The following is a 24,386-nucleotide window of genomic DNA, read 5'->3' as shown; positions in this document are numbered from 1 at the left end:
AACCCTCCCCGGAAGGGAGGGCTTAAAATAAAAACTTCTTCCCTATCCCAAGGGGAGATTTTCATGCCGCAGGCAGATTTGATACAAATCCTTATGACAACCGAAGAACGAATTAAAGAAGCGGAATCGCGGATATTTAAAACGGTGTTCCCGAGTGATACCAATCATTACGACACGCTTTTCGGAGGTTCGGCAATGGCAATGATGGATGAGGTAGCTTTTATTACAGCCACCCGCTTTACCCGTAAACGGATGGTTACCGTATCGTCCGACAGGATCGACTTTAAACGCCCAATCCCCGCAGGTACCATCATTGAACTTGTTGGCAGCATATCACACATCGGCAATACCAGCCTCAAAGTTTCAGTCGAAATTTATATTGAAGAAATGTACTCTTTTGTGCGCGAAAAAGCCATAACCGGTACTTTTACTTTTGTTGCCATTGATGAGCATAAGCACCCGATAAGTGTTTTGTAAGCTAAAGGCAGACTATGAATTAACCCGATTTTTTATTAAATTTGAGTTAATATCATACCCAACAAAGTTTATATGAGCGAATTGGAATTACTTGAAAATGTTGCAACATCTGCTGTTCACCGTTTACGAACAGAAACATTGAATGCTGGTCAGCCATTTATGATCAATGTTGCGGGCTTGCCTAAAAACCAGTGCTACCTTGAGTTTCCAGACCAGTCAATACAGTTGGTCTCTTTTGAAAAATATAAAAGTGACTTCTCGGTTATAAAACAACTCTCCTCAAGAGACAGTATCCGGTTAAAGAAAAGCCTTGGTTTGGTTTAACAGAACTCATGCCAACGCTTTATTTGATAACAGGTTCAAATGGTTCAGGAAAATCAACCGTAGGGCCTGATTATTTACCCAAACACATAACTGATAACTACCAAATTTTTGATGGCGACAAACTATTTATGGCCAAAAGAAAAGAGCTATTCCCTAACATAGTTAAATCGCCTAAAGAAGCTAAAAGAATTGCCGCTGATTTCGTTATCGAAACACTTGAATCTTTATTAGAAGATGCATTAATGCGTAATGATCATTTTGTATACGAAGGACATTTTCCGAGCTATGCAACCTGGGATTTTCCAAAGCGATTTAAATCAAATGGATATACCATTGAAATGCTCTTTTTAGGTTTGAATGAGATTGATATTTCGGAAATGCGTGTAGGAATAAGAGCTAAAAAAGGCGGTCATAACGTACCTCGCTGGGATATTGAAAATAACTTTTATGGCAACCTCGAAATGTTAAACGAGCATTATCAGTTATTGGATCATCTTCAAATCGTCGACACTTCAGAATTCTTGCCAAAACCATTGGCTTCATTCAGAGGCGAAAATTTAGTTTCAGGCGTCGAGGCGGATGAATTACCTCAATGGTTTACTAAATATCTTCCACTTTTAACTTCAAAAATAAACCTCAGCTCCTAATGTAGTTTCTTCCGCTTTAACAAGCCACCCGTAGTATCATCAATGCTTTGCTGTACAATAAAGGCTTTGGGATCTATCCGCAAGATCGTTTGCTTTAACGATGGGATTTCCAAACGTGTGGCCACCGTGAAAACAATATCTCGTGGATCGTTAACATGACCATCTTTACCATAACCACTTTTGCCCTGATAAATGGTAACACCACGACCAAGCGTAACAGTTATTGCCCTGCGAATAGCATCACTTTTGGTGGAGATAACGGTAACGCCAGAGTATTGTTCAATACCGTTCAGCAAAAAGTCGATCATTTTGGCGGCGGCCATATAAGTTAATATCGAATACATGGCCGGTTCAACACCCAATACCGATGCCGCTACGCCAAATATCAAAACGTTGAGCAACAAAATAAAATCGCTCACTTTAAGCAGCTGCGTTTTTTTGCTTACCAATACGGCGGCTATTTCGGTACCATCAAGTACTGCACCACCACGCATGGCCAACCCGCTGCCGGTGCCAATAAATACGCCGCCAAATACAGCTGTGAGTAACTTATCATGTGTAACATCAGGAAAGCTTACCAACGCAAGGCATAATGCAAGCAATGCAATGGCAACTGTACTTTTAATAGCGAACCAAAGCCCAAGCTTCCGGTAACCGATCCACAAAAAAGGCACGTTGATAACAAAAATCAAAACAGAGATGGGAATGGAGGTTATATCAAAGATAAGCATGGAAACCCCGGTGGCTCCGCCGTCAATAAAATGACTTGATAATAAAAACCCTTTAAGGCCAAAAGCTGCTGATAAAATCCCGAGTCCGATATTTGCTGAATCCCTGATGATGTTAATTGCCTTCATGCCCAAATATAGCCTTTTGAGGCTAAAGGCGGGCATGAAAGGATGAAATAGGCAAGACTAACCAGTCTAAAAAGATATTTAATATGGTCTTCAGTTAGCAAACTGAAGTCAACAAAATGTTGTTGCTCTACATCAAAGCATTTTGTTTTATACAAATTTCCTATCTTTATTTAAATAATTGCTTATGATAACTGCTGAAGTGAAATTGAAAGAAAAAGATGCTGAAATGATTTTGAAAGTCATCTCAAAATTAGGAGGAAAGGTTAAAGTAATAAGCCCTGAAAACGCTAAGGAATCTTCTGCAAAAAAAAAATTCAAAGCAGATCTTGAAGATGCTTTTCATGAAATCAAGCTACATCAGGAAGGAAAAATAAAATTAAAGACCGCAAGAGAATTACTCGATGAGCTTTAATATTATCCCAATTGCAAGTTTTAGTAAAGAATTAAAACGACTTGCTAAAAAATATCCTTCTCTAAAAACAGACTTTTCTAATTTGCTTGATATTCTTGAAATTACCCCTCAACATGGTACTCCAATTGGAAAAACCTATTTCAAAATACGCTTATCTATTGCAAGTAAGGGCAAAGGAAAAAGTGGTGGGGCAAGAGTAATTACCCACCTACTTGTTAATTTAGATAATGAAACACTTTATCTTCTTAAAATATATGATAAAGGCGAAGCAGAAACGATAACTGACCTCGAGTTAAAAGAACTTTTAAACTCAATTAAAGATTAATCACCTCACTACCACCTGTATCGTATTCCTGCTGATCTGTTCCAATAAAATAGTTTTGCCTTCGGTTAATTCTTTAATGGTGTTTACCCCGTCATGGCGTACTGTAATAAGCGTTAACCCATCATTGTATTTCACCTTAAAATCCTGTTTAAGACCGATTAACAGTTTTTCAAAGCGTTCCTCATTCAGGTCAAAACAAACCGAAAAACTCAGCGCCGAGGTTTGCATTACATTTACCTTGACATTATTTTGAGCAAACAGCCGGAACACATCGCTCAGGTGATCTTCGGTAATAAATGAATAATCCTTGCCCGATACCGATAGCAATACCTGCTTCTGCTTCAGAATGATCACCGGTTTGGTAAACTGATTGCGGCCATCCTCTTTAATTACCGTACCAGGAGCCGATGGATCTGTAAAGGGCTTCACCAGTAATGGTATCCTCGCATTCTGTAATGGTTTGATAGTTTTGGGATGGATAACACTTGCACCGTAATAGGTCATTTCGATGGCTTCGGTATAGGAAAGCTCATCAAACTTAACAGTATCAGTAAAATATTTAGGGTCAGCATTCAGGATGCCGGGAACATCTTTCCAGGTAGTAACCGATTCGGCACCCAAACAGGCAGCAAATATGGAAGCGGTATAATCCGATCCTTCGCGGCCGAGTGTAGTAGTAAAATTTTCAGATGTACCGCCTAAAAAGCCCTGGGTTACCACGATGCCTTTTTCGAGCACCGCCGGAATATCCTTAATAATACTTGCTTTAGTTTTATCCCAGTCTACTATCCCTTCCCGGTAGGTATTATCTGTATGCACGTATCCACGTACATCAAGCCATTTACTTTTCAGGCCCTCTTTGTTCAGATAAGCGTTAACAATGCGGGTTGATACCAGTTCGCCGATGGATACGATCTGGTCGTACACAAAATCGTGGCTATCATGCGGTTCATCCTCAATAGCCCAGTCAATTTCCACAAAGGTATTGGCAACTTCATCAAACACCGGGTGCCCGGGCTCAAACAATCCGTTCAGGATGTTGTAATGATATTCCTTGATCTCGTTGAAGATCTCATGCATATCATCAGCCTGATCCATATAGGCTTTGGTAAGCTTTTCGAGCGCGTTGGTGGTTTTGCCCATGGCCGATACCACGATGAGCAACTGTTGATCAGTATATTGTTTTACAACATTAGCAAGGTTGGTAACACCCGCAGCATCCTTAACCGATGCCCCTCCGAATTTAAAAACAAGCATTTATTTGATGAATTGACTTACAACGGTGTTTGGCCGTAATAATGATTTGATTTGTGCGTAGGGTATAAACAATTCGGTAATACCGGCCGCGTATGGTTTTATCTCGTACTGGTTGTACAAAAACCTGATCCCGATTGGCGTAATAGAAAAGTTTTCGTTAAGCGCGAATTTATCATCCTTGAAAAAATAATTATCCTTTAGTGATGCTGTATCGCTTAATTTTTCATCCTTCCTGAAAATCTTTTCGGCAACGGCATTTAATTTCTCATGATAACCGGCTGCAAAAACATCGTCAAGCCTGAGGTTTTTACCGGCCTTTACATCCCAGTTAATAAACCCGGTAAATGAGCCTCCATGAGCCCCTCCCTGGTAACTATAACCGCTCACCTGAAGTGTGGTAAGGCTCGAGTCCTGGTGGATCACTTTAACCGAATCATCCAGCGTAAAAAACATACCCGATCGCGAATCATCCTTCTTAAAATCGTCATATGATTTCAGGAATTTTTTGGTCATCAATTCCAGGCTGCTGTCTGGTTTACCATCCATAGCAAACATCGATGTAAGCTTACGGGTTATAGTATCATTTAAAGCTTTGGCGTTGTCAAAAAACGGATAGTTAATTTTCACTACAGTACAGGCACTATCAGGCTTTGTGCCGCAATCTGCCGCCCGCGCTTTTATTACTTTATAGGCATAGTGCAGGGTATCAAACGACTTTTCAGCAACCTTATTCGGAACTCCCCACTGGCACGATGATAACCCCAACGCAACAAAAAACAACAGGCTCAGATTTTTCATAGGTATTATGTTTTAGTAGTTTAACAACTGCTCTCTTGAAAGCGAGGCATTTAACCAGCCAGCCTCAATACTCGCGCCGTATTTGTTGTAAAAATTAATGGCCGGCTCATTCCAGTCAAGCACCTGCCAAACCATACCGCTGAAACCACGCTCCTTAGCCTCCCGGATCAACCTGTCGAAAAGCAGCTTGCCGATTTTTTTACCGCGCATATCTTCGGTTACTATCAGGTCTTCAAGGTACATGCGGCTTCCTTTCCAGGTTGAGTAGCGGATATAGTATACCGCAAAACCCACAACAACACCATCAACTTCGGCAACAAAGGCTTTCCAAACGGGGTTAGGGCCAAAACCGGCTTCTTCAAAATGCTGCAGGGTAACGGTAACCTCTTCAGGAGCTTTTTCATATAAGGCCAGCTCGTGTACCAATTCCATCAAGCGTGGGCAATCGGCCTGAATAGCTTCCCTGATAATTACCTCCCCCGCTCCCTGAAGGGGCTGCTGACTTTCAATTTTATTTTCTGTATTATTCATTTTAATTTTTTCGCAATTATTAAAAAGCTCACGGGATTGTGCGATTCCCTCCCTTGGGAGGGTGTAGGGAGGGGTTTGTCCGCCAGACTTATTTGCTTTAATGGCGCATAAACCCCTCCCTCCCAATACACATCCCACCACACCCCTCCCCAAGGGAGGGAATTAAAAAATCTTCCGAACGCCAGTGGTGTTGTCACCAACAACTTCCTATCTGTTTTTTTTAGGTGTTCAACTTTTTAAAGTGTGAACACTTGCAATTATTTTCAAAATAAACCCCATTGATAATCAGCAGTTTAACTTCAACACCCATTGTGCATTTAGACAAAATGAACACACATGCACTGATAATCAAACACTTAACTTTTCGCAATTTTAAAAGCTGAACACCCGTTTTTGAAAAGTTGAACACTTAAATTCCATTTCAAAAAACATGTTGTTGGTAACAACACCACAAGTGCTCGGAAGATGAAATTATCTCTTAAAAAAATATGTCATTGCGAGCGTAGCGCGGCAATCTCGTAGCCAATGCATGTCCGATATGTAGAGCTACGAGATTGCTTCGTCGTGCCTCCTTGCAATGACATGGCTTTTTAAACCAACATTTTCAATTGATCTGAATCTCCGGTTAATTATTCTTCCAATGCTTAATCACCCGGCCGCCAAATATTGTGCTGCCCAGTCTCACCATATTACTGCCCTGCTCAATGGCCAGCTTATAATCCGACGACATGCCCATCGACAAGATATCAAAACTTTCTTCCTTCCTGAAATAGCTTAGCTTAATACCTTCAAAAAAGGTATTAAGCTCGTAATATTCTTCTTTAATCTGTTTCACGTTATCGGTATTGGTAGCAATGCCCATCAATCCGCGGATGCGGATGTTGTTCATGGCGGCAAACTCGTCTGAGCGGAGCAATTCTATCGCTTCATCTAAACCCAGTCCGTATTTAGTTTCTTCGTCGGCAATATAAATCTGCAGCAGGCAATCAATTACCCTTCCGGCTTTTTCGGCATGCTTGTTTATCTCGTGTAAAAGCTTCAGGCTATCAACAGACTGGATCATGCTTACAAAAGGTGCAATATATTTTACCTTGTTGGTTTGCAGGTGACCGATCAAATGCCATTCAATATCTTTGGGCAGCTGCTCATGCTTTTCAACCATTTCCTGCACTATATTTTCGCCAAACAGGCGCTGACCTGCATCATAGGCTTCCTGTACATCCGCAACTGATTTTGTTTTTGATACTGCCAATAATATTACCTTATCTGCTTCCGTTTCCTTTTTTAAGCTTTTGATGTTATCTGCAATGCTCATTTATCCGTAAATTTGCTTAATTAATCAGCCGCTAAATTACTGAATGCATAAATATATAACCTTGTTTTTTTCTGCAGCACTTTTTTTATGTGCCTGCAATGGCAAAAGTATTCCCGGGGATGTGCTTAAACCCGAGGCAATGGCGGGCATATTAACCGAGATGCACATCATCGACGGCAGCTTGTATAACGTTATGCAGGCGCCCGATAGTTTGTATAAATACGGCGCTGGCAAGTACATTGCCATGTTTAAGCGCCTGCATACCGATACTGCACATTTTAACCGAAGCATGCGATTTTACGCCACACAGCCCGATAAGCTGCTGGCCATTTATGACCAGGTGGATATTAAAATTAAAAGTAAAACCGATTCGCTTGCTAAAGTTCAGACCGAACAGAGCAAGGCCGCCCACAAAGCCGATTCGTTAAAAAACTTAAATATTAAAACTAAAACCGATTCGGCAAGGAAAATTATTCCTCACGAAAACCCGGCTGCCCGCAAAGCCGACTCATTGGAAAATTTAAAAAGTAAAACAAAAATTGATTCGGCCAGAAAATCCCATCTTCATAAAAATAAGAAGAAGCACAAAGCCAAACCGTTAATTAATCCCAATATATAACCTGATGCTTTACCCCCCAAACAGTGTAGATAAGCTGGGTTTTACCGAAATAAAAGAACTGATAAAAGCGCATTGCCTGAGCGAAATGGGTCAACAAATGGTTGACAAGATCCAGGTGATGAGCAATTACGACCAGATATATAAGTTCCTGAACCAGGCAAACGAGTTTAAGAATATCCTGGTTAATGATGAGGCCCTGCCCATCCAGCATTTTTTCGATATTAAGTCCCTTGCCAATAAAGCCCGGATAGAGGGCGTTTTTTTAAGCGAAGAAGAATTTTACCAGGTACAGGCTTCGCTGAATACCGTATTCGCCGTTATAGCATACTTTAACGAGCGCGAAGGTTTGTACCCCAACCTCGAAGCCCTTTTTGAGCACCTGCCTATTGAAAAAGCTATCCTTAAAAAGATAGACGCAGTGATTGATCAAAAAGGCAAGATCAGGCCCAATGCCTCGCGCGAGCTGATGGAAATTACCAGTGGTATTGCCAAAGCAGAACAGGAAGCCCGCAAAAAAATTGATATGGTATTTAAAAATGCCACATCAAACGGCTGGGCGGCAGATGGCTCCTTAACCGTGCGCGATGGCAGGCTGGTGATCCCCCTGCTGGCCGAGAATAAACGCAAGCTGAAGGGCTTTGTTCATGATGAATCGGCATCGGGCCAAACAGTTTACATGGAACCCGAAGAGGTGTTTGTGCTCAACAACCGCATCCGCGACCTGGAATTTGAGCGCCGCCGTGAGATAGTAAAGATCCTGACCGCTTTAACTACCGAATTAAGGCCTTATGTGCCTTTGCTGCTCTCCTACCATAGTTTGTTAACCAAGCTTGATTTTGTGCGCGCCAAAGCCCTGTTTGCTATTGATATTGAGGCCGAAATGCCACAGGTGGTTAACGACGCAAGGGTTAAGCTGTATAATGCCCGCCACCCGCTTTTGTTCCTGAATTTTAAGGCCGAGAAAAAAACGGTTGTCCCGCTCAATATGCAGATAGATGAAGGTACCCGTATCATCGTGGTATCCGGCCCTAATGCGGGCGGTAAATCTGTTTGTATGAAAACCGTTGGCTTGCTGCAAATGATGGTGCAGGCCGGTTTACTGATCCCTGCCGATGAGGCAAGTGTTGTGGGTGTATTTAAACAGCTTTTTGTTGATATCGGCGATGACCAATCGATAGAAAGTGATTTGAGTACGTACAGCGCCCACTTATCCAAAATGAAGAATTTTGTAGAGCAGGCCAATGGCAAAACCCTTGTCCTGATAGATGAGTTTGGTACCGGTACCGATCCTCAATTTGGCGGCCCGATTGCTGAGGCCGTGCTCGAATCGCTTAATCAAAAAAAGGTTAAGGGTATGGTAACCACCCACTACTCCAACCTTAAAATATTCGCCAGCAATACCGAAGGGATTGAGAATGCCTCCATGCTGTTCAACAACATTGAGATGAGGCCGCTGTACCAATTGGAAATTGGCAAGCCCGGCAGCTCATACGCTTTTGAAATTGCGCAGAAAATAGGCTTGCCGGCCAACGTGCTAAACCTCGCCAAAAATAAAATAAGCGAAGGACAAAAAAAGGTTGACACGCTGTTAGTTGATTTGGAGCGTGAAAAGCGTGCTATTTTTGAAACCAAACAAAAACTGGATAAGCAGCAACGCAAGGTAAATGAGCTGCTGGCCGAAAACGAGAAACTGAAAAGTTATCTTGAAGAAAATCAACGCTCGCTCATCAGGGAAGCTAAAGACCAGGCCAAGAACATTATCCTGAATGCCAACAAGCTGGTTGAAAACACCATATCCGAAATTAAAAGCAGCAATGCCGATAAGGAAAAAACAAAACAACTGCGCGAAAATCTGAACGTTGAGCTTAAAAAGAATACCGTTAAGGTTGAAACACCCAAACCAACAGCCCCGGTTGATGAGGAATTAAAACCGGGCGACTGGGTAAAACTTACCGACTCGGAAACTACAGGCCAGGTGATAGAGATCATTAAAGAAAATGTGGTGATTGCTATAGGCGATTTGCGCACCGTTGCCAAAAAGAAACGGGTGATCAAAGTTTCCAAATCGTCGGTACCTAAAGAGATCAGGCGGAGTTTCAGCGCGCAAACCAATGATATGGCCAGTTTTAGTCCGGAGATTGATGTGCGTGGCCAGCGTACCGAAGATGCACTGCATGCTATTGAAAAACTGTTCGACCGTGCATTGATGATGGGCTTTAACAACCTCAAGATCATTCACGGTAAAGGCGATGGCATTTTACGCAAAATGATCAGGCAATACCTCAAAAAATATGAGCAGGTTGACCGGATGGAAGATGAACACGCCGACCGTGGCGGGGATGGAATAACTTATGTATATTTGAAGTAACCATAACGTTAAAATATCATAAAAGAACCGTCATTGCGAGATACGAAGACAACCGCCCGAAGGGAGCTCATTAATACCTATAAAAAACAAATTATAAGTATTAATAATCCCCGATCTGCGGGGCCGCTCTGTAAAGCTTGGGATTGCTTCGTACCTCGCAATGACGCATTTTGTTTAACACCAGTGCAACCTAACTTATTTCAAAATATGTCTTTAAAATCCATCGCTCCCATGTTATATACCCGGCAGGTACGGGAAAGTGTCGACTTTTATATTAATAATCTTGGTTTTACCTGTATTGGCTATGATGAGGACTGGGGATGGGCTACCGTAAGCCGCGATGATATTGAGATCATGCTGGCTTTACCAGTTGATAATACATCGTTCACTGTACCTAAGTTTACCGGCTCGTTCTATATCCGTACCGATAAGGTTGATATTTTATGGAGCGAACTGAAAGAGAGGGCTGTAATTTGCTACCCCATTGAAGATTTCAATTACGGCATGCGTGAGTTTGGCGTTTTTGATTACAACGGCTACCTGCTGCAATTCGGGATGCCGATTGAATGATAATTTGCCAGCACAATACCTGTGCTTTATTTGAATACCTCGTCTGTTTTGCCTCTTTGGGCTGCATCTGATTTCCAAAAAACGGAAAAGATATTTAATATAGTTTTTGCCATTTATACATAATAATTGTTAATATTGATAAAACTACAAACGTGAAAGAATATATTGATACTTTAAGAGATGATTCAATATATATCAAACTCCAGTCTGATGAAAAATTTGGGGGGGCTGTTGATGTTGATAGCCTCATTAAGGCACTAAATTCACTTAATCAATCTTACAAAAATTACCTTTCGATAGAATTAAGCAAAAATGACAATGTTAAGAGCACCACTAAAAAAGGGAAGAAAGAGCTAAGTAATTTTATTGCAGATTCTCAATTACTAATTGTTGATTTAGACTTTGCAAGTTTTGGAGCTGCAATTACTCCTAATATAATTACGACACATCCTTATAGTACTATCAAAGATAGTCTTAACCTCAAAAAGCAGTCATTTAGAGATTATAAAAACGATGTGTTTTATGCCGATTATACTGACGATTTATTTTTACAACGAATCACCGCTAAATATACGGAGGAAGAAAGGGTCGAAATTTATAAACCAATCATTGATAACCTCATTGATACTGAAAAATTTAAATTTTTCTTCGGCTCAAATAAAAAACATTTAAAAAGGATGTCCAAAAATGTTCTAAAGAATAAAACTTTAGATAAACTCGTCCCTAAAGTACTTCTTGAAAAGAATGTAACCAAAGATGAAGATATGTACATCATATATGTTACAAGCAGTGACGAAATGGATTTATTTGGAAAAAAACCTAAATTTTCAAAAATTCTTGCAACAACTAAACTTGAAACCCCCGTTTACCCGTATCAATTGCATGAAATAAGAATCGATAAAACTGTATATACGTTCCAAAAAACTCTTAGCGCAAATGTTTCATTTGAAGATGAAATCTTTTTTATTGAATACCCAGATTTAAATATAGAGGTATGGGGTGATAGTAGACCGGAAGCTGAAGATGCATTTAATTTTGCATTTCAATCAATTATTAAAAATATCTATTTGGAAAAAACGAAAGCTTAACAGATAGAGCAATAGGTTTAAAAACACATCTTCAGACAATTATTAAATAATGCGAGCACGAAAACCTTTAGATATCGAGAAAGCACTTTTGAAAAAGGGTTTTGTAAAAGACGGCGAATCACATCACAGATACTATTATTTGGTGGTTGACGGAAAAAAGACCGACTTATATACCTATTTAAGTCATGGTAAAAATTCAGTAGATTATGGCCCTAAATTAATGGGGAAAGTAAAAAATCAGTTAAGGTTTACTGATTCTAATAAAGCCGAATTATTTCTTGACTGCCCAATGTCTAAGGAACAATATATTGACATGTTAAAGGAATCAGATGTAATTTAAACATTATTTTAAATAAAAATCCCCTTTACTGAAACGAACATATACCATTCAAGTATAATCTCATCATGAATAAAATATTCAATGATGGGACAGGCATAGTGCCAGAACATCTAAAACAACAGTTTAAAAATTTGATAGTAAATAACTATCATAACTATTTGGGTCAAAATGATTCGTTTGTAAGAATAGATACACCTACCGTTTTGTATCGAATCAAATTTGAAATTTCAATAGACCCTCTTTTATTATTAATTCATATTTTGGAATACAAGGAATTTCCGAAATAGCTTAACAAAACTACCTGGTGGGTTTAACCGGGTAGTTTTGTTTCAAAAATCGCCTGCCCATACCAATAGGCAATTTTAGGGCATATACTCTCAAGAGGGGATTTTGGCTGCATTAATTTAGCATAATTTCCTATTTTTAAGCCAGGCAAACCTTAATGCTTACTTATAAAATGCGCAAGCTATATTTTCTTATACTTTTCATTGCATTTACCGGCTCAATAAATAGCTGTAATGCCCAAAGCGTTATACTTAGAAGCACAGATCAACGCATCCGCTACACCGGCAGGATCAATCAAAGCGATGGAGCAGCCGAACTGTACTGGACAGGCACGTCATTAAAGATCAACTTTAACGGAACCGGGGTATCAGCCCTGATGCAGGACGAACGCGGCGAAAACTATTATACCATCATAGTTGATGATAAAGTGATCAATACCATCCACCCTGATAATACCAAACAGGCCTATACCCTTGCCGAAAACCTGCCTGCCGGTAAGCATACCCTTGAGCTTTTTAAACGCACCGAATGGGATAAAGGCAAAACCCTTTTTTACCAGTTTACTTTAGCGAAAGATGCCGCCGCCCTACCTCCACCGGAAGCTAAAAAACGCAAGATCGAATTTTTCGGCAATTCTATTACCTGCGGCTATGCCGATGAAGATACTACCGGGCAGGATCGCGGCGGCGCCCCTTACGAAAACGGCTACCTGAGCTATGCGGCCCTAACCGCCCGCCACTTTGATGCGCAATATGTTTGTACCTCAAAAAGCGGTATTGGCATTACAGTGAGCTGGTTCCCGCTCATCATGCCCGAAATGTATAACCGCCTCGATCCTACAGATCCTACCAGTATCTGGGATTTCAAAAAATATACGCCAGATGTTGTGGTGATCAACCTGTTCCAGAATGATTCGTGGATTGTAAATCAGCCTAACAATCCGCAGTTTAAAGAGCGCTTCGGCAATAAGGCACCCGAGCCCGACCAAATTATTAAAGCTTATAAAGAGTTTGTAAAAAGCATCCGTAAGGTTTACCCCAAAGCACAGATCGTTTGTGCGCTGGGCAGTATGGATGCAACCAAAGCAGGTTCACCCTGGCCGGGATATATTGAAAAAGCGGTCGCCGCTTTAAATGATAAGGAAATTTACACCCATCTTATTCCTTACAAAAACACTCCAGGTCACCCAAGTTTAAAAGAACAACAGGCGATGGCCGATGACCTGATCTCCTTTTTGGAGAAGACGGTTAAATGGTAGGTAAAAGTTAATAAAAATATGTCATTGCGAGCGATAGCGCGGCAATCTCGTAGCTATACAGGGTAAACATGCACAGCCGTTGGCATGGCTACGAGATTGCCACGTCGCCCCAAGGCTCATTCCTACTCGCTCCTCGCAATGACATAAAGTTTAGTCTACCCCCCCTTATCTTTTGCTGGCCTGCGGCTCATTCAGGGCCTTGAATATTAGTTCGCTGTTTATTTCCCCCTCCTTGGCGCAAGTCTTGTGTGCTGGATTGTGCGGAGTTGACTTGTGGCCACGATTGTCCAAATCAACCTTATTCGGCAACCCAAATCAAATAATATCCCCTACATCCATAAAACACAAATCCATCCTAATTAGTTATCTACATAACAATAAGCTTTAGGCTTATTTTACTTATTTTTATAACAACCAATTATAATATATGAATAAAGTAGTTAGTGGTGCCGATGAGGCCATCCGCGACATTACCGATGGTATGACCCTCATGCTGGGTGGCTTTGGTTTATGCGGATTGCCCGAGAATTGTATTGCCGCACTGGTAAAAAAGGGGGTTAAGCAACTCACCTGTATCTCCAACAACGCCGGGGTTGATGACTTTGGCATCGGCCTGATGCTGAAACAGCGCCAGGTAAAAAAAATGATATCATCATACGTAGGTGAAAACGCTGAGTTTGAACGCCAGCTATTAAGCGGCGAACTGGAGGTGGAGCTGATACCGCAGGGTACGCTGGCCACCCGCTGTATGGCTGCCGGTTATGGTATGCCCGCCATATTTACCCCCGCAGGCATTGGTACCGAAGTGGCCGAAGGCAAAGAAGTACGCAATTTTAACGGTAAGGATTATTTAATGGAGATGGCCTTTGATGCTGATTTTGCTATTGTAAAAGCCTGGAAAGGCGATACGATGGGTAACCTCGTATACAGGTCGACCGCACGCAACTTTAACCCCGTAATGGCCATGGCCGGTAAAATAACTATTGCCGAAGTAGAAGAATTGGTACAACCCGGCGAACTTGATCCGGATCATATCCATACACCGGGCATTTATGTGCATAGGATTTTTAAGGGTGTTAATTATGAGAAAAGGATAGAGCACGCAACGGTAAGGAGTAAAAATTAAATGACACTTAACCACCACGTCATTGCGAGGTACGAAGCAATCGCGAACTGTACAGAGGGACTTGCTTAGCCGCTCTGCTTGTTGGGGATTGCTTCGTACCTCGCAATGACGGGAGGAGTTAAAACATTTTCAAATTGAATGTATGTTAGACAAACAAGGCATCGCAAAGCGAATTGCAAAAGAAATAAAAGACGGTTACTATGTTAACCTTGGCATTGGCATACCTACATTAGTAGCCAACTATATCCCGGATACCATGGATGTAGTGTTACAATCAGAAAATGGCTTATTAGGTATGGGCCCCTTCCCTTTTGAGGGAGAGGAAGACCCGGACACCATTAACGCCGGCAAGCAAACCATTACCATGCTGCCTGGCTCGGCCATATTTGATTCGGCCATGAGTTTTGGGATGATCCGGGCTAAAAAGGTAAACCTCACCATTCTTGGCGCCATGGAAGTATCCGAAAACGGGGATATCGCCAACTGGAAAATCCCCGGTAAAATGGTTAAAGGCATGGGCGGCGCTATGGACCTGGTAGCATCGGCCGAAAATATCATTGTAGCCATGCAGCACGTAAACAAAGCAGGCGAATCAAAGCTGCTGCCCCAATGCACCCTGCCCTTAACCGGCGTACACTGCGTTAAAAAAATCGTAACCGAGCTTGGCGTATTCGACGTTTTGCCAGAAGGTGGTTTCAAACTCATAGAGCGTGCCCCTGGAGTAAGTGTTGAGGAAATTAAACAGGCCACGGCAGGCAAACTTATTGTTGAGGGAGATGTGCCGGAGATAGCGGTTTAACTTATTACTCAACCGTCATTGCGAGGTACGAAGCAATCCCCGACTTGCAGAGTGGCTAAGCAAGTCCCTTTGTACAGTTCGCGATTGCTTCGTACCTCGCAATGACGGTTGGTTTTACTAAACCTTTATTGGACGAAGTTACGCTATCGCTAAACTTCGCCCAGCGTTTCATCATACTTTAAACAAATCCTATCTTTAAACTATGGAATTTATGTTTGGTATATTCGGAATGATGGGCATGGTAATATCCGCGCTGCTATATTTCATACCTGCTATAATTGCACGTGAAAAGGCCGATTTTAAATCAATATTCCTGTTAAACCTATTTTTAGGCTGGACAATCATCGGCTGGATCTGGGCGCTTATCTGGTCGTTTGAAAAAGAAAAAGAACCCTTAAGTTACTATAAAGCAGGCTATCCGGGCTATACTACCGAAAAAGCCCTGAGGCTCCATGAAGTGCAAAAGCAATTTGATGCCGGGGTTATTACCCGGGCCGATTATGACAAAGCACTAAAAGAGATTTTAGACCATCAGCCTTAAAACAAACGTTTCCTCAAATCGGCCGAGATCTCTTCGGTTATCACCATGATATCCTCAGCAACGTGGGTATTGTTTGTGATCACGCGGTCGCATTCATCTTTGTAGGGCAGCAGGTATTCTTTATAAGCAGGTACAACGTGATTGATCCATTTATACATCACATCATCGTGCGAGTAGCCGCGCTCTATCAGGTCGCGTTTAAGGCGCCGCTGCAAGGCAACGTCTTCATCAGCATCGATAAAAACCTTAAGATCCAACAGTTCGGAAATATCTTTAAAATGCAGAATGAACAAGCCCTCCACTATCAAAATAGGTGCTGGCCTGATCTCTATCATTTTAGGGATAGCATCAGGATTGTTAAAAGTATATTCCTGTTTCAGGATAGCCTGCTTATTTAAAAGCTTACTGATATCCTGCTGAAAATGTTCATGATCAATAGTTGAGGGAAGATCAAAGTTGTATAACCTGTTCTCCTCCTTGGTCATGTTATGTGCTACCGGGATGTAATAATCATCCTGCGATACGAGGCTTACCTCTTCGGCAGTAAAATGTTCTAAAAAGCACTTCAAAAAAAAGGTTTTGCCCGATCCGCTTCCGCCGGCAATTCCAATAATATAAGGTTTATTCATTCGGGCTACCGTAGCTGATATTTACCTGGAAACGTTTATCTAAAGCACCTAAAGCATCGGCAGTGTTCTTGGTCATGATGATCAGAACATTTTTGTTTGACTCGTTATCGGTAAAACGGCCAACAACCTTTGCAAAGGTGGTATGATTGTTCATTGGGTTGGTAATTTTAATAATGGTGCCTATAGGTGCTGTACGGTGCAGTACCAATTCCTTTTTAGGGTCTAAACCGGCATCATCCATCCAGGTGGCAACACCTTTCTCAATTTTTTCGTACAGGCCAAAACGGTTGGCTTTACCATGATCGCCGCCGGTTGTATCAGGTTGAGCAGCCACTGAAGTTGAATCGCGCTGCATTACAGGTTGTTTAGCTTCCTCCGGAGGTAAGCCAGTGCGTACATTAATTACCTGGCCTGGGTTCAACGAATCAGAGCTTAATTTATTAAGCGATTTGATATCATCTACCGAAGTATTAAAACGCTTGGCAATAGAAAACAAGGTCTCCCCTGCTGATACTTTATATTGCTGCACGTTAAGCATGCTGATTTTTTTAACGGTATCGGCAGCGGCTTGTTGCGGTTTGTTTGCAACAGTTTGAGATACAGGGGCAGGTGAGCTAACAGGGGGCTGTACCTGTGGTTTGTTTTGCTGAACGGGAGCTTGTGTAACCGTTTTTTGTTGCACAGGTGCAGGAGTTGTCACAACTTGTTTTGCAGGTGCGGTTACAGCAGGCTGCGTAGCTGCTTCGCCCGAAAAAGGTAGTTCGGTAGGCACTTTTACAATACCGCCAATTTTAAGGGGCGCGTTATTGTTAAACTGTATAATAGCTTTTGGGCTAACGTTATAACGGCGGCCTATAGAGTAGTAATTATCTTTGGGATCAAGCTTGTGAACAATCACTTTTTTGCCGTTAAGGTTTTCAACACCTATTGAATCGACGAGTGGATTTGCAAAAACGGATATAGAGAATGTAAGTAAAGGAGTGACCAATAATAAAATCTTAAATTTCATAATAAATTATAATACAGTAATTTACAAGTTCAACACTATTAAGCCCGATCTGTTTTTTAAATAGATGAGCTGATTATTATGTAGTACAAACGCCTCGGGTTGCATTTTTTGTATAGCGTTATTTAACAAATCGTGATACAAAAGGGTACCCTCCTCGTTAAATATAAACAAGTGCTGTTCAAGATGCTCCTGCAAAAGCGTGTGCAAAGATACAATTCTGAAACTATTGTAGCTGATATAATGAACCGCATTTGCATGTACGCTGAGCGGTAAATATAAATTATTTACCTCCGCTGCTGGCACAAGTTCAGGGCTGATGATCTGGTTATACTGTGGCTGATCAAGCACCGGCTCATGCCCCCTTAGTGTATTGCCTGTTTTAACATCAATTAAAAATAATTTCTTTGGCTGTAACTGGGTGTTATAAACTACAGGGCCATTTACTGAAAGATGATCAAAGGCTAAAGTAAAATTGCTCCACAACTCTTTACCCGATGTACCGTCAATAGCCGTTAAGCCTTTATGTACCGGCCCTGTGGCCGATTGGTAATTGTGCAGCAGCAATACACCGTTATACACCGCTTCGATACCGGTAAGCCAGCGCTCGGGCGTGGTTAAACCTTCAAAATAAGTATCGCCGTTTTGCAGGCTGAGGGCCGAAAAACTTACCTGTTTAGCTTCATGATCCCTGATTTCGAGGAACAGCGTTTGACTGCTTTCGTCAATTTCCATACGCCAAACCGGGGCCTGGTAAATTTTGCTGATGAAGGGTAAAATCGGGGTCATAAAGACTGCAAATATGCTCATTAAAATCAAAACTGTTTATCTTTACCAAACATTGCCCTTAACGGCATGTTACACTTAAAAACATCACATTTATTTATGGACGCTAAAGAAATAAGCCTCGAAGAAGTTAAAGTAAAACCTGTAGTTGACCACCTGAATGACCTGCTGGCCAATTACCATATCCATTACCAAAAACTACGCGGCTGCCACTGGAATGTTAAAGGCGCAAGCTTTTTTACCCTGCACCTGAAATTTGAAGAACTGTACACCGCAGCCCTTGTTACTATTGATGAGCTTGCCGAAAGGATCCTGAGCCTTGGCAAACCTCCTATCAGCACATTTAAAGATTATATTGAAACATCAAGCATCAAAGAGATCCAAACCATTGGCTTAAAAGATACCCTGATGGTGAAGGCCATTATTGATGATTTGGCTGCATTAATTAAAATGGAACGCGAGATACTGGATATCACTGCGGATGCCGGTGACGATGGCACCAATGATATGATTAACCGTTTCATGCAGTTCAACGAAAAAAATACCTGGATGCTGCGCTCGTTCGTAAATGAGGACTAATCCGCAAATAATCCTACTGTAAAAAAGCCGCAGTTCAGTTAAATGAGCTACGGCTTTTTTTTAAATTGGGTTTACACCAATTTGCATAATTGATATATTTGCAGTGAACAAAATAGCCCCCTCTTTAGTGGTGCAGATGTTCTGTTATTTTCCTATGGTGTAATGGTAGCACGTCAGATTCTGGCTCTGAAGATTGAGGTTCGAGCCCTTGTAGGAAAACATTATTTTGGAAAGCCTTCCGGTAAAACGGGAGGCTTTGATATTTAACAGACTTTTTATTATATCGAATAAATTGTAAATTTGTTATATGGAGACCTTGGTTATAAATATCCCTGATAATAAAAGTACTGTTGTTAAACAAATACTTAAGGAATTAGGTGTAACTATTCAACAGGCATCCCAATCATCGGTATCTGACTACAAGAAAAAAATATTGCAGGCATCCTACTGGAGTGAAGAAGATCTGAAAGTTTTTGATGAGACAAAAAAAGCATTTGAAAATTTCAACTCCCCGAAATGGTAATTGATACCGGAATTTTTATTGAATATCTGCGCATCAAAGACAAAAGCGCATCTACATTATACAAAATTCCAGACAACTCAAATCTTTTTGTATCTGCTATAACTTCCGATAAAACGAGAGGCAAACTCGTGCACTTTTTCAAGCGACAATCTGCTATTTTTTTTCAATATCGTTTATTGCCTCTCTTAGTTTCTCTCCCCAAAAAGCAATCTCTCCAAAACTATACAGGCAATCTCTTAATGTTTGCAGATTTTCAAGATAGGGTAAAATATATTGCTCGAAATCTATTTCTATTTCCGATAAAAATTCATTCTGAATTACGTCATTTGTCAAAGTATAACCCGACTTATTTCTATATAGATACTCTTTTCTTTGATCGGGCAAATAAAACCCTTCCCTAAGGTAAACTGTAAGATCGTGAACAGTAGGGTTTTTATCAGCAATGCTATCCCTTTTAACTACTATTCCAATATTGAAGCAGAAATCAACTCGTTCCTTGCCATTCCACGAGTAATTCTGTAAGTTAATTAAAATATAAAATTCACCTTTATCTTTCCACCATGTTTGTCCGCTGGTTTTATATGCATACTTTTTTAATGTTGGCTTTAAATAATTTTTTATGAAGTTGGATTGTATTTCTTTCGCTGTCATTTGGCGTCAAGATGTCTGTTCCATCTCAGCTTCCGCAATCGCTTCCAGTCGGTGAGTAGTAACCCGAACAATAAATCAAGTATGGCAATCATATATTTGGTAATTGGTGAATGAAGATACCGATTAAATTACAACTAAATCATTTTCAGTGTTAAAGAATCCCTCCCCCTACTTCTTCAAAAACGACATTGCTGCCGCACTTCCTACCCCCAAAGTCAACCCTGCCGCCACATCTGTAGGATAATGTACGCCAAGGTACATCCTTGAATAACTTGTAGCCCCTGCCCAGAAGAAAGACGGCGCTATCACATACCATTTAGGATAAGCTACCGATAAAGCCGTTGCCGTAGCAAAGCTTGATGAAGTATGCCCTGATGGGAAAGAGGTACCGCTGGCCCTGTAAACCGGGGTAATATTGATATTTTGAATAAACGGACGCGGACGCTTAACCAGGTGTTTGATCAGCAGCATAAAACCGTACGATACTGCCGTACTGCTGGCCACATAACCTGCATTTTGTCGCATTTCTTTATTATTACTTATAACGCCGCCCACTAACAACCCGGCAGGAATACCAATGTCGCCATACAAAACATTTTTACTCAGAAACATGAAAAAACCGGTCTGCCCGGGTGTACGCTGATTTTGCAGATCGATCATCACACGATCGTCCCAGCGCTGAACAGCCGGGGGAATAAACGCCGGGCTATTTACAGTTATCTTTGCCGAATCGGCCTGGGCAAATGCCTTATTTGTAAAGCAAATAAACAAGCCCTGCAAATGAACTAAAACTACCAGGAATTTAAGCGGGGAGATTTTTTTCATAGGCGATTTGTTGCTTTGCTAATACATAACAGCAAAATATACAACTATTGTAATTATAAATTGGTCCTTTTGTTTTTAAAGACAGTCATTTATTCATGATAATAAAAATCCCCAAAAACATCAATAAAAATCGACTATTGAAATGCTATTTTCCGAATTTGGTTGTTTTTAGTATCAGCTACATACACGCTTCCTTCTTTATCCGTTACAATTCCTATTAAATAATTAAAACTCGATGCATTAGCAGCACCATTAACCGCACCTGATGCCTGCAATCCGGCAAAAACCGTTACATTAATATCTTTATCTATTTTTCTAACTTGATTGCCATCAGTGACATAAAAATCACCGCTCTTATCAATCGTTAACATGTATGGTGCGTAAAACCCTGCCTTATTTCCCTTTCCGTTAACAACACCTTGCAAACCATTACCCGCAAAGGCTGATATTACGCCCGACGGCGTTATTTTTTTAATATTATAATTAACAACTACATAAATATTGTCACTTTGATCAATGGTTAAGCCTGAAGGAAAATAAAAACCGTGAATATGGTCATCAACTCCGGGAATCAAACTTTTTGAAAATGTACTAACTATTCCGCCTTTAGATATTTTCCTGATGGCTTCATTGACATAATCAGCTACAAATACATCTCCTGTGCTGTTAAGCACCAAATCCGTTGGCCCAGTAAACGACGCTTTTGAAGCATTTCCATTATCAAAACCTATGGCTCCAGTACCTGCCAGAGTTGTTACATTCCCGGATGCGTCAATCTTACGAATAAGGTTATTTGCATAATCCGCTAAATATAAGCTTCCATCATTACCAGCCCTTATGCCGGCGGGGTGATAAAAAGTAGCAGCCGATCCTTTACCATTTACCGAACCTGTAGTTCCATTACCCGCAATGGTAGTTACTTTACCATCGGTTGATATTTTTCTAACAGCATTATTGCCCTGTTCTGTCACATATAAATTGCTGCTGCCATCAATGGTGATACCTACGGGTTGATCAAATGTAGCTTCAGTTCCGGTACCGTCTTTAAATCCAGGCGCACCGCTGCCGGCAAAAACACTTGTTATCCATGATGCTTTATAATTAAAAACAGATCCGAAAACTTCTGTTCCGTCATTTACTTTTACGCTTACTTTCCCCGTCCCGGCACTTAAAGGTACCAAAACTATTAGTTGTGTTGCAGTAGCGGTTGTTATAGTTGCAGGCTTGCCATTAAAAAACACCTTATCGTTTGCCATAATGTTGCTAAAACCTGTACCTACTATGGTGACAGATGCGTTATACACACCAGAATCGGTACTCAGAGATGTTATAGCAATCTTAGGTGTTGGATCAACAGGAGGCGGAGTATTATCTTTTTTAGAACATGCATAAAAAGAAAAAAATGCGTAAAGCAGAAAAGAGCCAATAGCAATGCGCTTTGTAATGGGTATATTCATTTTTTGTGAGAAGGTTAAGTTAATTGGATAAAATACTTTGGTAAAAGTAATGTTTATATACTTCTTCTCACAAAAATCATTTCCTGTCAGCCAATTTTTTTATTGATCAAGAGTGCCCATTGCAACGGGCACTCTTGATCAGTAAAACTACCCCATCTTCTCAATAATTTCGGCAGTAGTACCTACCTCGCCTATCCTCGGGAAAATGTATTTGAAACTGTGGTCATGCGCTTCGGCAAACATATCGGTCATGGCATCGCTTGCAAAGGCGATATTGTAGGCGAACTCATTGGCTGAACGGGCAGTACCTTCCACGCCTATGCTTGTTGCTACGCCGGCCAGTACAATTTGTGTAATGCCCCTTTTTTGCAGTTCTTCATGCAAACCTGTATTATAAAAAGCACCCCAGCTTTTCTTGGTGATAAAAATATCTGTTGGTTCGGTTTTTATTTCGGCGGCTATTTCACTCCAGTCGGCAGGGAGTTCGGTCATGCTGTGACCTTCGGCGTTTTTTCTTGTTTTGAATGCGGCACCGGTTGGCTCCACATGAACAATAACAATAGGTTTACCGGCTTTACGGAAAGCTTCAACCAGTTGGGCCGATTTTTCAAGGATACCGGCCATAGGATGTGCGCATGATAGTTGCACGATATATTTTTGCAAGTCTATCAGTACAAGCGCTGTGTTTTGATCAATTGTAGTTATCATGGTAATTTGATTGTTTAATGTTTAAGAAATTACTTCGGCGGGGTGTTGTTGCAGCGCTACCATGGCTTCTTTTTTGAGCCTGTTGCGCCTTAAAAAACTAAAATGTATAATGCCCAAAAGCAGCGCTACCATACCTTCGGCCATAACGGTATCTGGTACACCTATCTTTTGTGAAACCGCGCCGATAAGCAGACCGCCAAGCGGCTGCATCCCAAAAAAGGCCATCGCATAAAAGCTGATCACCCGGCCACGCATTTCGGGACTTGCCGTAGTTTGAATAATGGTATTGCCGATGGTGATCTGCGACATCATACCGAAACCGGTAATGGCAGCAAACAATAGCGCAACAGGATAATTATGCATATGCGAAAACACGATCAGCCCCACCCCAAACACCAGCGTGTTAATAGCGAGGATCTTTTTCAGATCAGTACCGGCGCTCAGCGAAGCCAGGAAAATCCCACCGCCAAAAGCGCCAAGCCCTATCACGCTATCTATAACCCCAAATGTTGATGCAGTGCCTTTAAAAATATCCTTGGCATAAACCGGAATCAGCGTACTGAAAGGCAGTACAAATAAGCTTACAGAGGCCAGCATCAGCAGTACAAACTTAATAACGGGGGTATTTTGAATATATTCAAAGCCATCCTTCAAATCAGCCAATACGTTTTTACCATGAGGCTTAACAACGGCTTTTGGCAAACGCATCATGAGCAATGAGCCTATTACAGCGATAAAACTTACTGCGTTGGCGCCAAAACAAACCGAATCGCCAAATTTTTCAAGTATTAGTCCGGCAATCCCCGGCCCTATCAGCCGCGACAGGTTCACCATCGACGAGTTAAGGGCCAATGCATTGGGCAAGTCGGCCTTATCGTCAACCATTTCATAAACCAGCGACTGGCGGGCAGGCACATCAAATGCATTGATAAGCCCCAATACGGCGGTCAAAGCCATAATTGCCCAAACCGAATAATAGCCAAAAAACACCAGCGCGGTAAGCAAAATGGCCTGTACCATTGACGCCACCTGGGTAAATAGCAGCACTTTAAAGCGGTTATACCTGTCGGACACTACACCGCCCAAAAACGAAAACAGGAACGACGGGAACAGGCTGGCAAACAAAGTTAGTCCAAGCATAAACTTGGAGTGGGTTTGCGAATAGATCACCCAGCTTACTGCGGTTTTCTGCATCCAGGTGCCTAATAATGAAACGGATTGCCCCGTAAAATACAACCTGTAGTTGCGGCTTTTAAAAGCGTTGAATGTGCTTATTTTACTCATC

Annotated in this window: 29 protein-coding genes; 16 read left to right on the top strand and 13 right to left on the bottom strand. The window is 41.3% G+C overall.

What is annotated here, in order from left to right:
• The first annotated feature begins 93 nt into the window (after window positions 1-93).
• The 3 genes from ACFFGT_RS06575 (at window position 94) to ACFFGT_RS06565 (ending at window position 1,448) form a co-directional block, all read left to right on the top strand.
• On the top strand, window positions 94-477 hold the full coding sequence (locus ACFFGT_RS06575; protein WP_377021717.1) for an acyl-CoA thioesterase: 384 nt from the start codon (window positions 94-96) through the stop codon (window positions 475-477).
• 72 nt (window positions 478-549) lie between these two features.
• Window positions 550-801 carry a hypothetical protein gene (locus tag ACFFGT_RS06570; protein WP_377021716.1) on the top strand — a complete coding sequence of 84 codons (252 nt, stop codon included), beginning with the start codon at window positions 550-552 and terminating at the stop codon, window positions 799-801.
• 8 nt (window positions 802-809) lie between these two features.
• A complete protein-coding gene (locus ACFFGT_RS06565; RefSeq protein ID WP_377021715.1) occupies window positions 810-1,448 on the top strand; it encodes an ATPase in 639 nt (212 codons plus the stop codon).
• On the opposite strand, the gene ACFFGT_RS06560 is transcribed toward ACFFGT_RS06565, so the two are convergent.
• The gene (locus ACFFGT_RS06560; protein WP_377021714.1) at window positions 1,445-2,305 is read right to left on the bottom strand and encodes a YitT family protein; all 861 of its coding nucleotides are present in this window, start codon (window positions 2,303-2,305) and stop codon (window positions 1,445-1,447) included. The genes ACFFGT_RS06565 and ACFFGT_RS06560 overlap by 4 nt on opposite strands.
• A gap of 184 nt (window positions 2,306-2,489) precedes the next feature.
• On the opposite strand from ACFFGT_RS06560, the gene ACFFGT_RS06555 reads away from it, so the two are divergent.
• On the top strand, window positions 2,490-2,717 hold the full coding sequence (locus tag ACFFGT_RS06555; protein WP_377021713.1) for a hypothetical protein: 228 nt from the start codon (window positions 2,490-2,492) through the stop codon (window positions 2,715-2,717).
• Complete coding sequence (locus tag ACFFGT_RS06550; RefSeq protein ID WP_377021712.1) at window positions 2,707-3,042, top strand: type II toxin-antitoxin system RelE/ParE family toxin; 336 nt, start codon at window positions 2,707-2,709, stop codon at window positions 3,040-3,042. Before ACFFGT_RS06555 ends, ACFFGT_RS06550 begins: the two co-directional genes overlap by 11 nt.
• On the opposite strand, the gene ACFFGT_RS06545 is transcribed toward ACFFGT_RS06550, so the two are convergent.
• The 4 genes from ACFFGT_RS06545 to ACFFGT_RS06530 all read right to left on the bottom strand — a co-directional run bounded on the left by ACFFGT_RS06545 (window position 3,043) and on the right by ACFFGT_RS06530 (window position 6,943).
• Window positions 3,043-4,299 carry an aspartate kinase gene (locus ACFFGT_RS06545; protein ID WP_377021711.1) on the bottom strand — a complete coding sequence of 419 codons (1,257 nt, stop codon included), beginning with the start codon at window positions 4,297-4,299 and terminating at the stop codon, window positions 3,043-3,045.
• Window positions 4,300-5,097, bottom strand: a complete 798-nt coding sequence (locus tag ACFFGT_RS06540; RefSeq protein ID WP_377021710.1) for a PdaC/RsiV family protein — start codon at window positions 5,095-5,097, stop codon at window positions 4,300-4,302.
• A 12-nt stretch (window positions 5,098-5,109) separates the two neighbouring features.
• A complete protein-coding gene (locus ACFFGT_RS06535; protein ID WP_377021709.1) occupies window positions 5,110-5,628 on the bottom strand; it encodes a GNAT family N-acetyltransferase in 519 nt (172 codons plus the stop codon).
• Window positions 5,629-6,253: 625 nt separating this feature from the next.
• Complete coding sequence (locus tag ACFFGT_RS06530; RefSeq protein ID WP_377021708.1) at window positions 6,254-6,943, bottom strand: YggS family pyridoxal phosphate-dependent enzyme; 690 nt, start codon at window positions 6,941-6,943, stop codon at window positions 6,254-6,256.
• 43 nt (window positions 6,944-6,986) lie between these two features.
• Here ACFFGT_RS06530 and ACFFGT_RS06525 point away from each other — a divergent pair, with 43 nt between their 5' ends.
• From ACFFGT_RS06525 to ACFFGT_RS06485, 9 genes are all read left to right on the top strand, one after another.
• A complete protein-coding gene (locus tag ACFFGT_RS06525; RefSeq protein ID WP_377021707.1) occupies window positions 6,987-7,562 on the top strand; it encodes a DUF4296 domain-containing protein in 576 nt (191 codons plus the stop codon).
• A gap of 4 nt (window positions 7,563-7,566) precedes the next feature.
• Window positions 7,567-9,930, top strand: coding sequence for an endonuclease MutS2 (locus ACFFGT_RS06520; protein WP_377021706.1), 2,364 nt, complete (start codon window positions 7,567-7,569; stop codon window positions 9,928-9,930).
• Window positions 9,931-10,137: 207 nt separating this feature from the next.
• Window positions 10,138-10,500 (top strand): VOC family protein, encoded by a 363-nt coding sequence (locus ACFFGT_RS06515; RefSeq protein ID WP_377021705.1) that lies wholly within the window; start codon window positions 10,138-10,140, stop codon window positions 10,498-10,500.
• A gap of 152 nt (window positions 10,501-10,652) precedes the next feature.
• Window positions 10,653-11,588: a hypothetical protein gene (locus tag ACFFGT_RS06510; protein WP_377021704.1), complete on the top strand. Its 936-nt coding sequence runs from the start codon at window positions 10,653-10,655 to the stop codon at window positions 11,586-11,588.
• Window positions 11,589-11,637: 49 nt separating this feature from the next.
• A complete protein-coding gene (locus ACFFGT_RS06505) occupies window positions 11,638-11,928 on the top strand; it encodes a hypothetical protein (protein ID WP_377021703.1) in 291 nt (96 codons plus the stop codon).
• A gap of 457 nt (window positions 11,929-12,385) precedes the next feature.
• Window positions 12,386-13,471, top strand: a complete 1,086-nt coding sequence (locus ACFFGT_RS06500; protein ID WP_377021702.1) for an SGNH/GDSL hydrolase family protein — start codon at window positions 12,386-12,388, stop codon at window positions 13,469-13,471.
• 427 nt (window positions 13,472-13,898) lie between these two features.
• On the top strand, window positions 13,899-14,597 hold the full coding sequence (locus ACFFGT_RS06495) for a CoA transferase subunit A (RefSeq protein WP_377021701.1): 699 nt from the start codon (window positions 13,899-13,901) through the stop codon (window positions 14,595-14,597).
• A gap of 142 nt (window positions 14,598-14,739) precedes the next feature.
• Window positions 14,740-15,396, top strand: coding sequence for a 3-oxoacid CoA-transferase subunit B (locus ACFFGT_RS06490; protein ID WP_377021700.1), 657 nt, complete (start codon window positions 14,740-14,742; stop codon window positions 15,394-15,396).
• 202 nt (window positions 15,397-15,598) lie between these two features.
• The gene (locus ACFFGT_RS06485; RefSeq protein WP_377021699.1) at window positions 15,599-15,937 is read left to right on the top strand and encodes a superinfection immunity protein; all 339 of its coding nucleotides are present in this window, start codon (window positions 15,599-15,601) and stop codon (window positions 15,935-15,937) included.
• Here ACFFGT_RS06485 and ACFFGT_RS06480 read toward each other — a convergent pair.
• From ACFFGT_RS06480 to ACFFGT_RS06470, 3 genes are read right to left on the bottom strand one after another with little or no spacing between them, the layout of a single operon-like run.
• A complete protein-coding gene (locus ACFFGT_RS06480; RefSeq protein ID WP_377021698.1) occupies window positions 15,934-16,566 on the bottom strand; it encodes a uridine kinase family protein in 633 nt (210 codons plus the stop codon). The genes ACFFGT_RS06485 and ACFFGT_RS06480 overlap by 4 nt on opposite strands.
• Entirely contained in the window at window positions 16,559-17,575 is a 1,017-nt protein-coding gene (locus ACFFGT_RS06475) for a DPBB and LysM peptidoglycan-binding domain-containing protein (RefSeq protein WP_377021697.1), read from the bottom strand. The genes ACFFGT_RS06480 and ACFFGT_RS06475 overlap by 8 nt, the downstream gene beginning before the upstream one ends.
• Before the next feature lie 21 nt (window positions 17,576-17,596).
• A complete protein-coding gene (locus ACFFGT_RS06470) occupies window positions 17,597-18,382 on the bottom strand; it encodes a DUF4905 domain-containing protein (protein WP_377021696.1) in 786 nt (261 codons plus the stop codon).
• 75 nt (window positions 18,383-18,457) lie between these two features.
• On the opposite strand from ACFFGT_RS06470, the gene ACFFGT_RS06465 reads away from it, so the two are divergent.
• Window positions 18,458-18,937, top strand: a complete 480-nt coding sequence (locus ACFFGT_RS06465; RefSeq protein WP_377021695.1) for a Dps family protein — start codon at window positions 18,458-18,460, stop codon at window positions 18,935-18,937.
• Window positions 18,938-19,244: 307 nt separating this feature from the next.
• Window positions 19,245-19,460, top strand: a complete 216-nt coding sequence (locus tag ACFFGT_RS06460; RefSeq protein ID WP_377021694.1) for a hypothetical protein — start codon at window positions 19,245-19,247, stop codon at window positions 19,458-19,460.
• Window positions 19,461-19,613: 153 nt separating this feature from the next.
• Here ACFFGT_RS06460 and ACFFGT_RS06455 read toward each other — a convergent pair whose 3' ends face one another.
• The 5 genes from ACFFGT_RS06455 to ACFFGT_RS06435 all read right to left on the bottom strand — a co-directional run bounded on the left by ACFFGT_RS06455 (window position 19,614) and on the right by ACFFGT_RS06435 (window position 24,385).
• Entirely contained in the window at window positions 19,614-20,111 is a 498-nt protein-coding gene (locus ACFFGT_RS06455) for a DUF4304 domain-containing protein (RefSeq protein WP_377021693.1), read from the bottom strand.
• A gap of 168 nt (window positions 20,112-20,279) precedes the next feature.
• On the bottom strand, window positions 20,280-20,936 hold the full coding sequence (locus ACFFGT_RS06450; protein WP_377021692.1) for a phosphatase PAP2 family protein: 657 nt from the start codon (window positions 20,934-20,936) through the stop codon (window positions 20,280-20,282).
• Between the two features lie 134 nt (window positions 20,937-21,070).
• Window positions 21,071-22,393, bottom strand: a complete 1,323-nt coding sequence (locus ACFFGT_RS06445) for an IPT/TIG domain-containing protein (protein ID WP_377021691.1) — start codon at window positions 22,391-22,393, stop codon at window positions 21,071-21,073.
• Window positions 22,394-22,540: 147 nt separating this feature from the next.
• A complete protein-coding gene (locus tag ACFFGT_RS06440) occupies window positions 22,541-23,101 on the bottom strand; it encodes an isochorismatase family protein (protein WP_377021690.1) in 561 nt (186 codons plus the stop codon).
• Between the two features lie 21 nt (window positions 23,102-23,122).
• A complete protein-coding gene (locus ACFFGT_RS06435) occupies window positions 23,123-24,385 on the bottom strand; it encodes an MFS transporter (RefSeq protein ID WP_377021689.1) in 1,263 nt (420 codons plus the stop codon).
• Between the last annotated feature and the right edge of the window lies 1 nt (window position 24,386).

Origin of the sequence: Mucilaginibacter angelicae, assembly GCF_042434235.1 — a bacterium.
GTDB classification, from domain to species: Bacteria; Bacteroidota; Bacteroidia; order Sphingobacteriales; family Sphingobacteriaceae; genus Mucilaginibacter; species Mucilaginibacter angelicae.
This window is presented reverse-complemented; position numbering and strand designations above follow the sequence as displayed.